Origin of the sequence: Rhodanobacter soli, from assembly GCF_040548735.1 — a bacterium.
Taxonomy (GTDB): Bacteria; Pseudomonadota; Gammaproteobacteria; order Xanthomonadales; family Rhodanobacteraceae; genus Rhodanobacter; species Rhodanobacter soli_A.
In genome coordinates, this window is sequence record NZ_JBEPSD010000003.1 from 301,916 (window position 1) to 314,905 (window position 12,990).

5 protein-coding genes are annotated in these 12,990 nt (G+C 67.4%); 1 reads left to right on the forward strand and 4 read right to left on the reverse strand.

Annotated features, from left to right (window positions below):
• Positions 1-69: 69 nt before the first annotated feature.
• The 4 genes from ABIE04_RS15415 to ABIE04_RS15430 form a co-directional block, all read right to left on the reverse strand.
• On the reverse strand, positions 70-2,121 hold the full coding sequence (locus ABIE04_RS15415; RefSeq protein ID WP_354552152.1) for a M13 family metallopeptidase: 2,052 nt from the start codon (positions 2,119-2,121) through the stop codon (positions 70-72).
• 101 nt (positions 2,122-2,222) lie between these two features.
• Complete coding sequence (locus tag ABIE04_RS15420; protein ID WP_354552154.1) at positions 2,223-5,972, reverse strand: translocation/assembly module TamB domain-containing protein; 3,750 nt, start codon at positions 5,970-5,972, stop codon at positions 2,223-2,225.
• A gap of 73 nt (positions 5,973-6,045) precedes the next feature.
• Positions 6,046-7,821 (reverse strand): autotransporter assembly complex protein TamA, encoded by a 1,776-nt coding sequence (locus ABIE04_RS15425; protein ID WP_354552156.1) that lies wholly within the window; start codon positions 7,819-7,821, stop codon positions 6,046-6,048.
• A gap of 158 nt (positions 7,822-7,979) precedes the next feature.
• A complete protein-coding gene (locus ABIE04_RS15430) occupies positions 7,980-10,580 on the reverse strand; it encodes a glycosyltransferase family 2 protein (RefSeq protein WP_354552159.1) in 2,601 nt (866 codons plus the stop codon).
• 479 nt (positions 10,581-11,059) lie between these two features.
• Here ABIE04_RS15430 and ABIE04_RS15435 point away from each other — a divergent pair, with 479 nt between their 5' ends.
• Positions 11,060-12,940: an LTA synthase family protein gene (locus tag ABIE04_RS15435; RefSeq protein ID WP_354552161.1), complete on the forward strand. Its 1,881-nt coding sequence runs from the start codon at positions 11,060-11,062 to the stop codon at positions 12,938-12,940.
• Positions 12,941-12,990: the final 50 nt, after the last annotated feature.

The window sequence follows — 12,990 nt, forward strand, 5'->3', positions numbered from 1 at the left end:
CGAGACCGAAACAAACAGGGCCGTAATCCATCAGGATCACGGCCCTGTCGTTTTTGCCCGATGCGCGACCTACCAGATCTTCACCCGATCCTTCGGCGCCAGGTACAGCTTCTCGCCCGGCTTCACTTCGAACGCGGGGTACCACGGGTCGAGGTTGCGCACGGTCTGTGCGCGGAAGTCGGCGGGGGCGTGCACGTCGGTGGCGAGGCGCTGGCGCTGGGCGGCGTCGCGGATCTTCGAGCGCCAGGCCTGGCCATAGGCGAGGAAGAAGCGCTGGTCGCCGCTGAGGCCGTCGATCACCGGCGCCGGCTTGCCGCCGAGCGACTTGTGATAGGCCAGGTAGGCGATGGTCAGGCCGGAGACGTCGGCGATGTTTTCGCCCAGCGTCTGTTCGCCGTTGACATGCAGGCCGGGCAGCGCCTCGTACTGGTCGAACTGCTTCGCCAGCTGCTTGCCGGCGGCCCTGAAGTGGGCCAGGTCTTCCGGCGTCCACCAGTTCGCGAGGCGGCCCTCGGCGTCGAATTCGGCGCCCATATTGTCGAAGCTGTGGCTGATCTCGTGGCCGATCACCGAACCGATCGCGCCGTAGTTGGCGGCGGCGTCGGCGTTCGGGTCGAAGAACGGCGGCTGCAGGATCGCGGCGGGGAAGTTCAGCGCGTTCTGCAGCGGCAGGTTCACCGCGTTGACGGTCTGCGGGGTCATCCACCATTCAGCGCGATCGACCGGCCGGCCCAGCTTGGCGCGCTGGTGTTCGTATTCGAACTTTTCGGCGCGGCGCTGGTTGCCGAGTGCGTCGTCGGCGCGGATCTCCAGCGCGGCGTAGTCGCGCCAGGTGTCCGGGTAACCGACGCCGACGCGCACCGTGGCGAGCTTGGCCTTCGCCTTTGCGCGCGTGGCCGGTGTCATCCAGCCCAGCGTGTCGATACGCTCGTCGAACGCGGCGAGCAGGTTCTTCACCAGTTGCTCCACTTCCGCCCTGGACGAAGCCGGGAAGTAATGCTTCACGTAGAGCTGGCCCACGGCGTCGCCGAGGTCGTTGCTGGTGGCGCCCACCGCGCGCTTCCAGCGCGGCCGCTGCTCGGGCGTGCCCTGCAGGGTGCGGCCGTGGAAGTCGAAGCCGAGGTCGGCAAAGGCCTTGGGCAGCAACGGGGCGCTCTGGTCCAGGGTGTGGAAGAGCAGCAGGTCCTTCCAGGCCTGCAGCGGCTCGCTGGCGGTCAGCGCGGACAGGCCGGTGATCGCGGCCGGCTGCCACACGTCGATCTGCGGTTGGCCGTCCAGGCCGGCGGCCTTGAAATACGCAATCCAGTCCAGTCCCGGCGCCTTCTGCGCGAAGTCAGCCATGCGCCACAGGTTGTTCGCCTTGTGCACGTCCTCGCTGTCGAGCAGGCTCGCCTGCGCCCTGGCGATTTTCGTCTCCAGATCGAGGACGGTTTTTGCCTTCGCTTCTGCGTCGGCCATGCCGGCCTGCTTCAGCAACGCGCCGATGTAGGCGAGGTACTTGGCCCGGGTCGCGACCATGTGGGTGTCGTCGGACAGGTAGTAGTCGCGGCTGGGCATGACCAGGCCGCCCTGCAGCAGATAGGCGAGGTTGCGCGAGGGGTCTTCCAGCCCCTGCGTCACGAACAGGCCGAACAGGTTTTCGGTGTGGTAGTTGGTGGCGTTCACCGGATCGACGTCGGCGCGCAGGCGGCTGCCCAGCACGCGCGCCAGCTCGGCGCGCGAGGCGATCGCGTCGATCCGTGCCAGTTCCGGCTTGAGCGGGGCCAGGCCGTGCCGCTCGATCGCCGCGGTGTCCATCCAGGCGGCGTAGTAGTCGGCGATCTTGCGCGCATTGCTGCCGGCGGCCGGGCGGCTGGCGCCGGCGTTGCGGATCAGCTCGGCGGTGTTCTTCTCGGCCTGTTCGAACACCTTGAGGAAGGTGCCGGTGCTGGAGCGGTCGGCGGGAATCTGCGCCGTCTTCAGCCAGCCGCCGTTGGCGTAGCGGAAGAAGTCGTCGCCTGGTTTCACGCCGTGGTCGATTCCGGCCAGGTCGATGCCGGAAGGCTGGCTCGCCGGCGTCGCCGCCCATGCCGCCGGACTGCACAGGATCGCCGCCGTCAGTACCCATCGCATGCGTTGCATGGTCGTTCCTTTGCCTTTGGAAACGTCCACGATAGTCCGCCCCGGCGGCCTTGTGTGCATGACCTATGGACTATCACCCGCGCTCGCCGATGCCCGCGCAATTATTTTTCGATGCGATAGTTGAAGCTGGCGCGGCTGAACTCGGTGGCCTGCTGCGCCTCGAAGTTCCAGCGCTTGCTGAGGCGGTAGCGCAGGGTGATCACTTCGCCCGGCTCGAACAGGCCCACGCCGTAGCTGAGGTACAGCCGCGGCGACAGGAACTTGCCCACGGTGAATGCCGAGCTGCCGCCGAGCGCCTCGTTGCTGGACACGCCGACGTCGTCCACGCCCAGCTTCGAGCCGATGCTCTTGGCCAGCAGGTCGCCGGCGGCCGAGCCGAGCGCTTGCGCTGCCGCGCCCACCATGTCGCCTTCGCCGCCCTTCACCTGCGACAGCGGCTTGCCGGTGACCAGGTAGGACAGCGCGTCGGACTGCTCCATCACCGGGTTGGAGAACACGGTGAGGACCGGCCGCTGCGCGGTGCCGGAGACCAGCAGGCCGACTTCCTGGCCTTCATCGATGGTGGCGTTCGGGTTGAGCTTGCGCACCGCGCGGATGTTCAGGCCCGGGTTGTCGATCGGCGTGCTGGCGAACAGCAGCTGGCCGCGCTGGATCTGCAGGTTCTGGCCGTAGGCGCGATAGGTGCCGTTCACCGCGATCTGGCCCTGGCCCGTGGTGGCGCGGCCGGGGCGTTCGGCCACCGTGAGCACGCCGCTGACGCGGCCGTCCAGACCCATGCCGACGACGTGCGTCTTGCGGCCGAGATCCACCTTGACCAGGGCACGGATCGGCAGCTTGCTGGCGGCCTGCTGCTGCTGTTTCTCATCGACCACCACCACGTCGGGCGAGGCCTGGGTGGCGCCAGCGCCGGGCAATTTTTCGGCATTCACGTCGGCGCTGTCGATGCTGACCGCGCCGCCGATGTCGATGCCGTTGGCGTCCTGTTTCACGGTCAGGTCGGGCGAGATCACCACCCTGGCGGCGGGAATGTCGGCGGCGGTGAACTGGCTGCCCTTGAGCGTGAGGTTGGCCCGGGCGTCCGCACCGAGGCCGGCGTTGCCGTCGATCGCCACGCTGCCCTTGCCCGATTGCACGCTGCCGTGGATCAGGAACTGCCGCGCGTCCGTGGTGCTGACCGTGAGCTGGCCCTGGCTCAGCTTGAGTCCGGCCGACGGTACCTCGGCGGCGAAGCCGCGCACGTTCGCCTGGCCAGTGACCGCGGGTTGCTTCAGCGTGCCGCCGAAGCGGAAGTTGCCGTCGACACCGCCCTTGACGCCGGCCACCTCGCTGCTGAACAGCTCGATGAAGGCGAGGCTGTTCAGGCGCAGGTCGAGCTGGCCGTCCAGGGTCTGCTGCGCGCCGCTCATCGTGACCTGACCGTCGATGCGGCCGCCGGCGTCGAGCCCGCCGTGCACGGCGATGCGCTGGCCGGTCGGCGCAAGGTCGGCGTCCACGCGCAACTGCTCGTAGCGCAGCAGCGGCTCGTCGGCACGGTCGGTGTAACTGATCGTGCCTTGCGCGGAGCTGAGCGAGGCGTTGCCGCTGAGCGCACCGGTGGCGCTGCGGCGGATCTTGCCGCTGCCCTCGATGACGCCATCGGCGCGCATCGGCAGGTCGGCGTTGCCGGTCGCGTTCAGCAGCAGCGCCAGCGGCAGCGCCTGCAGCCGATAGCTGGCATCGAGGTTGCCCGGCTTGTCTTGCCTGGCGGTTACGCATAGCCGCGGGTCGCCGGCCGTCAGGCACAGCTCGGACAGGCTCATCGCGCCGTCGTTGTAGCTCAGTTGCGACGGTTGCTGCAGACGCCAGCCGGGCATGCCCTGCGGTTCGAGGTCGAGAGTGGACAGCGTGCCGTTCCAGGCCGGGCCCTTCAGCGCGCCGTGCAGCGCGAGCCGGCCGGAGAGCTGGCCGCCGCGCGCGTCGAGCGTCAGTCGATGATTGCCCTGGCTGCCCTCGGCCAGCAGATCGAGGTGCTGGAACAGCAGGCCCTGCAGGTACGCGTTGCCGGCCTGCAGGTCGAGTTTGCCGGCCGGATGGCTGATGTCGGGAATGCCCACGATCAGCTGCAGCGTATCCGCCTTCTGCTGCCGCCAGGCCAGCGACTGCCCGTGCAGCTGGCCGTTGATGCTGAGCTGCGGCCGCCGGCCGCGGATGTTGAAATGGCCGTCCAGACGGCCACTCGCATCCGGCAGCCAGTCGCCCAGCGAGGCGATCGCCAGTTGCAGGTCGGCATCGTTGCTGGTGCCGGGGCGGGCATCCAGTTTCACCGTGCTGCCGCCCGAGGCGAGATCGAGCCGGCCGTCGACCACTTCGTCCGGCGACAGGTGCAGCTTGCCGTGGCCGCTGACCGCGCGTTCGCGCAGCTTGCCCGCCAGCCGGTGGATCTCCAGCGTGGCATCCGGGCCGTTCTGCGGCAGGCTGCCGTTGCTGGCGATGTCGAAATCCAGGGCGCCGTTCCAGCCGGCGAACAGCTGGCCGGGGTCGAGTTTGTCGGCGCTCGCTTCGGCCTGCCATGCCAGGTTCGGCTGCAGGGTCAGCGTGCCGTGCGCCTGCAGGCCGCCTTGTGCCTGTTTCAGTGCCAGCGTGTGCAGGGTGATCAGCTGCGCGGTGCCGTCCAGGTTCAGCGCCAGCTTCGCGAGCTTGCCCGGCGGGCCGATGTCGACGTCGCCTTCGGCGTGGTACTTGTCGGCGCTGCCGCTGGCCTTGAGCGCGCCACGGCTGGCCAGCGCCTGGCCGGCCAGGTCCGCCGGCAGCAGCAGGTCGTTCCAGCGGATGTCCAGTGCGGCGCTGAGTGGCTTGGCGGCGAGTTGCACGATGCCGCTGGCCTCCACGCTGCCCTTGATCTGCGGCGAACCCAGCTTGAGCTGCTGCAGGGCCAGCGTGTTGAAGTCATCGCTGAATTGCGCGCGCAGCGGCTGCAGCAGCAGCTGGTAGTCGTTGAGGTCGAGCCGGCCGTCGAGCGTGCCGCCGTGGCGATCGCCATGACCTTGCACGGCCATCGCCAGCGCCTTCAGCGAACTGTCACCGAGCAGCGGTTCCGGGTCGAAGCGCGGTGCGTCGAGCCGGCCGGTCCAGGCGTAGTCGCCGGACTGGACCAGGTCCACCTGCAGTCGGGCGACGGCCGGCGCCGTGAGCCGGAGGTCGAGCTGCGCCCGCTTGCCATCGCTGTGCGCATCGAGGCTGCCGGCGTAGCGGGTGTCGCCGATTTTCCAGGCGAAGGCGGCCTTGCCATTGCCCTGGTAACGCGTACCGATCGCCAGCTTGCCATCGAGGTTGGCGTGGCCGTAGGGCGCCTGCAGCACGAGCCGGCGCAGTTCGATGCCGCGGTCGGTCCAGCTGCCGGCTAGGTCGAGTTGATGGGAGGCGAACAGCGACTGGCCGTCCCGCGTCAGCTTCACCGTGCCCACATGCACGCGGTCGAGGATCAGTTCGATCGGTGGCTGCAGCGAGAAGCCGCCGGAGCGGGAGGTGTCATCCGGTGCGGACTTGGGCAATGCCACCTCGACGCCATCGGCGTCCAGCGCGAGTACATGCAGGCGTCTGGCCAGCAGGGGCCAGAAGCGCAGATCCAGATGCGCCTTCGCCACGCTCGCCACGGTGCCCTTGCCGTCGTCGTAACGGATGCCGGCCAGGTCGAGCGGGCCGAGCAGCCGGCCGTGTGCCTGTTGTACTTGCAGCGCGCCGTGGGTGGCGGACTGGACCCGTGCCAACACAAAGCGCAGGCCGGCGCCGGTGCCGAGCAGCCACCACAGCGCCGCTGCCACGACCAGCAGCAGTGCGGCGAATGCGATGGCGATGCGTTTGAACCACTTCATGCTCTCAGCTTGCTCCGCTTGCCTTCAAACCATGCCCGCAAGAGGCCTTTCCCGATTCGCGATTCCCGGCCCGTCACAGATCCGGTCCGATCACCAGGTGCAACTGGATGCCGTGCGCGCGATCGTCGTGGATCGGCGTGCCCAGGTCGACGCGGATCATGCCCACCGGCGAGCGCCAGCGCAGGCCGAGGCCGGCGCCGATCTTCGGGCGATAGTCGGTGCCGCTGAACGCGTTGCCGGCGTCGACGAAGGCGGCCATGCCCCAGTTGCGCGTGAAGTAGTGTTCGATCTCGCTGCTGGCGACCAGCAGGTTCTTGCCCCCGATCACACGGTCGGTGCTGTTGCGTGGGCCGATCGACTGGTAGCCGTAGCCGCGCACCGAACGGTCGCCGCCGGCGAAGAAGCGCAGTTGCGGCGGCAGCGCGGCGAAGTCGTTGGTCCAGGTCATGCCGGCGCTGCCGCGCAGGATCAGCCGGTTGCGGCTGCGCGTGCCGAACGCGCGGATCCACTTCGCGTCGGCAATCAGTTCGCTGAAGCTGGCGTCGGACAGCAGGCTGCTGGCCGTGCTGCGCGCGGCCACGCTGAGCAGCCAGCCGCGTCGCACGAAATCGGGGTTGTCGGCCTGCTTGCGCGTCAGCGCGGCCTCGCCGAACACCAGCGTGCTTTGCCCGTGTTCGATGCCGGGCGTGTTGTCCGGTTCATTGCCGCGCTTGCCCACGGTGAACGTGCCGGACAGCGCATGCACGCCCAGGGTGCGGGTCCAGCCGTGCCACTGGCGGGTCTCGTTGCCGACCAGTTCCAGCGTGCGCGATTGCGAGGTGGCGGTATTCGCGTCGCGGAAGTTCGCGCCGACGTTGTAGCTGCGCTGGTTGTCGCCGGGCAGCGGGATCGAGTACAGCGTGGACAGCGTCTTCAGCTTCTGCGCCACCACCAGTTCGTTCTTCCACTTGTGCCCGCGCCGGTTGACCCAGCGCCGCTCCATCCCGCCGCGCACGCCGAAGCCGGTGTCGGTGCCGATGAACGGGCCGCCGGTGTAGATCGTGCGCCTGGCCGGCGCCAGCTGCACGGTGACGTCGACCACGCCGTTCTTCGCCGCGTCCACGTCCGGCAGCACGTTGACCACCGCGAAATAGTCCGCGCCGTTCAGCGCCTGCTGCAGTTCCAGCAGCTGGTTCTGCGAAAAGTAGTCGCCGGACTTGAACGGCACGTAGCGGTCGAGGAAGCCTTCCTTGAACTGCGAGCCGTCGAAGTGCACCTTGCCGTAGCGGTAACGCGGGCCGGCCTGCCACGCCAGCTTGATCGCCGCGCTGTGGTTGGCGCGGGTGACTTCGACCCGGTGGGTGAGCAGGCGGGCGTCGAGGAAGCCGTTGGCGGTGAGCTGCGCGCTGAGCGCGTCGCGCGCCGCATCGTAGGCGCCGTGGTTCAGCGGCTTGTCCTTGAGTCGTTCGATCGCGCGTTTCGCGCGGCGCAGCGGGGCGAGCTGCGCTGCCTCCTTGTCCAGTTGCACGTCGACGGCGGTGACCTTGACCGGTTCGCCCGGTTGCACGTGCAGGGTCACCCGCCAGTCCTTGCCGATTTGCTGCAGGTCGCCGCTGACGGTGGCGTCGTAGTAGCCGTACGGCTCCAGCGCGGACTTCACCTGGCCGGGAGCGCGCTCGTACAGGCGCCGCACCTGCGCATCGCTGACTTCGCGGGTCGCGTATTGCGACAACTCCACGCCGGCGATCGCCGCCGCCTTGAGCGGATCCTCGACGCCATCCACCGTCAGCTGCACGCCGGCCCGGGCCTGTGTCGACAACAGCACCAGCGGCAGTAGCAGCAGACTCAGGCGTCGGGGGATTCGGCGCATGCGTGGGGGTTCCGTCCTTGCGGGGAGCTTCACGGGGTGAGGGCAGCTTACCCAACTGGATGTTGGCTGGGTATGAATGGCGCTCACTGCTTCGGCGGCAGAGCCAAAGCGTCAGGCCTGATTTGCCGGTGCGGCTGACGCCGCACCGGCAGGCCGCATCAACCGGCCTTGTCGCCCGCCCTGTGCGCGATCCACGCGCCGATGACCGCCGAGACGTACGGGATCGACTGCGCGGCGAGGATGAACATCCACAAGGTGCCTTCGATGTAGCGCGTGCCGTAGCCCAGCGCCATGCCGACGATGCACAAACCCAGCGCAATCGCCATCAGCAGCTCCTCGCGCACCGGTGCGAACGCGGCGAAGTTGCTGCCACCCAGGCGCCGGCTCTTGGCGGTGACCACGAACGAGGTCTTCTCTCGAGTGAGTCCGTGCAGGATGCCGCGCGCGATCGCGTGCGACAGGCCCATGCTGGCCAGCGAGGCCATCAAGGTGTCGTACCAGCCGCACGGCACGCGGGCGCGGTACAGCACGATGCCGAAGATCGCCTTGGCGAAGAAGAAGCCGATCACCGGGATCAGGAACAGCTGCATCGGCAGGCTGAAATACTGCGGGTAGGCGACCATGCCGGCGGTCCAGAACAGCGCCATCAGGGTGAAGATCAGGTGCAGCGCGTCGGCGAACCAGCTGAACCAGCCGGTGAGGAAGTGGAAGCGCTGGCCGGCGCTGAGCGGGCCGCGCTCGGTCATCCAGCTCCAGCGCCCCTTGAGGATCTGCATCGCGCCGAACGCCCAGCGGTAGCGCTGGCTCTTGTACGCCTTGAAGTCGGCCGGGGTCAGGCCCTTGCCCATCAGTTCGTCGACGTAGACCAGTTCGTAGCCGGCGTGCATCAGGCGCAGGCCCAGCTCGGCGTCCTCGCAGATCGTCCATTCGGACCAGCCGCCGGTGCCTTCCAGCGCACTGCGCCGGACCATCGTCATGGTGCCGTGCTGGATGATCGCGTTGCGCTCGTTGCGATGGTGCATGCCGATGCGGAAAAAGCCGTCGTATTCCCACGCGGTCATCCGGCGGAACGCGTTGTGCTCGAACTCGCGGTGCGCCTGCGGGCACTGCACCACGGCCACCTTCGGGTCGTGGAAGTAGCCGGTCAGCGTGGCCAGCCAGTCGGCACGCACTTCGTAGTCGGCATCGATCACCGCCACCACGTCGGCCTGCGGGTCGGTTTCCTTCAGGCCGAAGTTCAGCGCGCCGGCCTTGAAGCCCGGCCACGGTGCCAGGTGGAAGAAGCGGAAGCGCTTGCCCAGTTTCTCGCAGTATTCCTGCACCGGCTGCCACACCGCCGGGTCCTTGGTGTTGTTGTCGATCACCAGCACTTCGAAGTTCGCGTAGTCCAGCGCGGCCAGCGAATCGAGCGTGACGATCACCATCTCCGGCGGCTCGTTGTAGCAGGCCAGGTGGATGGACACGAACGGCTGCTTCTCGGGCGGATCGGGTTTCAGCATGCCGGCATGGCGGATCCACTCGCGCCGCCACAGCACCTCGGTGAACTCGAAGCCGTTGATCAGCAGGATCGCCAGGATCGCGATCTGCGCCGGGAACAGCAGCGTGAGCATGGTCCAGTCGACCCAGCTCAGGTAGAAGTTGAACGGCAGCGTGGCCGACCAGGTGATCAGCCCGCAGGCAAGCTGGATCAGCATGCAGAAGAACAGCCGGCCCATCAGCTTGAAGCGGCTGAAGCGACGGGCGAAGAAGATCATCGGGAACAAGGCCAGCAGGCTCGCCGCCAGCGCCTTCCAGGGCCATGCGGTGTCTTCGGTGACCGGGCCGGTCAGCGGGAATTTCAGCTGGCGGTCGGCGTTGAACATGCCCCAGTACGCGCCGGTGCGGCCCTCGCCCAGAGCTTCCTTCCATGGCTGGTCGAACGCTTCGAGCAGGAAATAATCGATGTGCTGAGCCTTGGCCGCGTTCATCCAGTCGCGAATGAAGATCGCCTCGTTGGAGACCGAGGGATCCGCGTACTCGTGGCGGTCGCCGTTCGATGGCCAGCCGATCTCGCCGACCACGACGGGCTTGTCCGGATAGCGCTGGCGGATCTGCTGGTAGGCGCCCAGCGCGGCGGGAACGGCGTCCTTGCGCGCGATGCCGTTCCAGAACGGGAACAGGTGGATGGTGATGAAATCCACGTGCTGGGCCAGTTCGGGATACTTCAGCCAGATGTAGTCCGGCTCGGCGATCGATACCGGCTGGTGCACGGCGGCGCGCACCCGATCCAGGTAAAGCATCATCTGTTCGGGGGTGAGGTCGTTGCGGAACAGCACCTCGTTGCCCACGATGACGCGGGTGATGGTGTCGGGGTAGGCGCGCGCCTTGGCGATCAGCAGCTCGATCTCGCGCTCGTTGTTGTCCAGGCGCTTGTCGATCTCGGCGCCGGCCATCACCTTCAGGCCTTCCTTCTGCGCCAGCCCGTACAACTGCGGGTTCTGCTGCATCGTATAGGTGCGCACCCGGTCGCTGTACCGGTGCAGCAGCTTCAGGTCGGCGGCGATGTCGTCGCTACTGGGATAATCCTGCTTGAACGGGCTCTGGTAGCGCTGGAATACCGACAGCGAGAAACCGCCGATCTTGCCGTGCCAGTCGTCCGGGCCATGCGGCAGGTTGCCGTACCACCACAGCCCGATGTTCATCGCGGCTACGATCAGGGCGAGCATGATCGCCGTGAGCAGCGGGTACCGGCTGTTGTGGTTTGCTGCGGTGGCGCTCAAAAAAATCCCCGGAGGAAGCCTGCGCAACAGGCGGTAAAGCCCGAGGAGCTTAACCAATCCATGGCATCAGGCTCAATAAAGATCGTCGGGTGCGGTCAGCGCAAGGTCAGCCGGGGCGGGAGTTTTCGGGCGGCAGGGCCCGCGGGCTACGGCAGCGGGAGCGGCGAGCCGTAGTCCGATGCTGACAAGGCTCCGCCCGGCCCGGCATCCGACTGTTGCAAAGCCGTGAAGGTCCGCTGTTCGACGAACTGTCGGTCGCTGGGACGCATCCGCCGGGCAGTCGGCAGGCCTTTTAGGCTAGAGTCGTGCTGGTTGCCCGCGCCGAATCGACGGCGTCAGCGGTAGCCGCTCGGTCTCGGGGGCAGAGCGTTTCCTGTTTGGGGTCACTTTTGCGACAGCTTACCTGGCGGTTCCTGCTACTCACTTTCGTTTTTCTCACATTGAGCCGGTTTGGTCTTTGCCTGTGGCTATGGCCGCGGGTGCAGCCGACGGACGGTCTGTGGCCGGTTCTTTTCGGCGGCTGGCGCATCGACCTGTGCCTGCTGGCTATGGTCTGCGCATGGCCGGCCCTGTTGTCGCCGTGGCTGGGTCACCGGCGCTGGCCCACACGCATCACGGCCTGGTGGTATCGGTTGTGGTGGCTGCTGTTCGTGCTGCTGGAGGTGTCCACGCCGCAGTTCATCCTTGAATACGACACCCGCCCGAATCGCCTGTACGTCGAGTACCTCGACAGTCCGCACGAGGTGTCGGCGATGCTGTGGCATGGCTACAAGGGCGTGCTGCTGGTCGCGCTGGTCGCGCTGGTGCTGCTGGGCTGGCTCGGTTTCCGGTGGCTGCGCACGCACATGGTCGATGCGCGGATGAAGTTCTGGCTGCGGCCGCTGGTGACGGCGGCGGCGTTCGTGGTGTTGTTTCTGGCTGCGCGCGGCACGCTCGATCATCGGCCGCTGAACGCTTCGGTAGTGGCATTCAGCGACGACAGCATGGTGAACTCGCTGCCGCTGAACTCGCTCTACAACGTGATCAACGCGATCCGCGGCATGAGCAACGAGCGTTCGGCAGCGACGGTCTACGGCCCGATGCCGGAGCCGGAGATGCAACGCCTCGTGCGCCAGGCGGCCGGACTGGATGGGCCGATGCAGGACCCGCGATACCCCAGCATGCATCAGCAGCAGGCCGCGGCGAAACCGGCGAAGCCGCTGAACCTGGTGATCATCCTGGAGGAGAGCCTGGGCGCGCAGTACATCGGCACGCTGGGCGGGGAAAAGCTTTCGCCGCAGTTCGATGCGCTGGCGAACGAGGGCTGGCTGCTGGCGCGGACCTATGCCACCGGCACGCGCTCGGTGCGCGGGCTGGAGGCGGTCAATACCGGCTTTCTGCCGACCCCGGCCGAGGCGGTGCTGAAATTGCCGCGCAGCCAGCACGGCTTCTTCACCCTGGCCGGCCTGCTGGGCGAATTCGGCTACCGCTCGCGCTTCATCTACGGCGGCGAGGCGCACTTCGACAACATGAAGTCGTTCTTCCTGGGCAATGGCTTCGACGAGGTGGTCGATCAGCCGAAGTTCGAGGTGAAGCCGACCTTCGTCGGTTCGTGGGGTGCTTCCGACGAGGACATGTTCAACGAGTTGCACCACCGGCTGATGAAGGATGGCGACACGCGCCAGTTCACGCTGGCCTTCAGCGTCTCCAACCACACGCCGTGGGAATATCCCGCCGGGCGCATCCGGGCCAGCGCACCGGCGGCCAGCGTGCAGAACACCGTGCGTTACGCCGACTGGGCGATCGGCCAGTTCTTCGCCCGCGCGAAGCAGTCGCCTTACTGGGAACACACGGTGTTCCTGGTCGTGGCCGACCACGATTCGCGCGTGTTCGGCGCCAGCCTGGTGCCGGTGCGGCACTTCCACATTCCGGCGCTGATCCTCGGTGCCGGCGTGCCGGTGCAGCGGGACGAACACATCGTCAGCCAGATCGATCTGGCACCGACGCTGCTGTCGCTGATCGGCATCAGCAGCGTGCACCCGATGCTGGGCGCCGACCTCACCGTGCACTATCCCGACCGCGCCATCATGCAGTACGGCGACAACTACGGTTATCTCAAGCACGACCAGTTGCTGGTGCTGCAGCCGGGACAGCCTGCCGAGCAGTTCCAGTATCAGGTGGACGGCGAAACGCTCACGCCGGTGCCGGTGGATCCCGCCCTGGACAGGCTGGCGCTGGCTCATGCGCTGTGGCCGAGCTGGGCGTACTTCAACCAGCGCTACGTGCTGCCGCCCAGGACCATGCAGCCTGCGCCAGCGCCGGCCGCGAGCGTGCCCGGGTTGGCGGAACCGGTGCCATGTTGCGTGACACGACAGCTGTAAACGAAGAAACCCGGCGTGATGCCGGGTTTCTTCGTGGCGTTGCCGGCGGC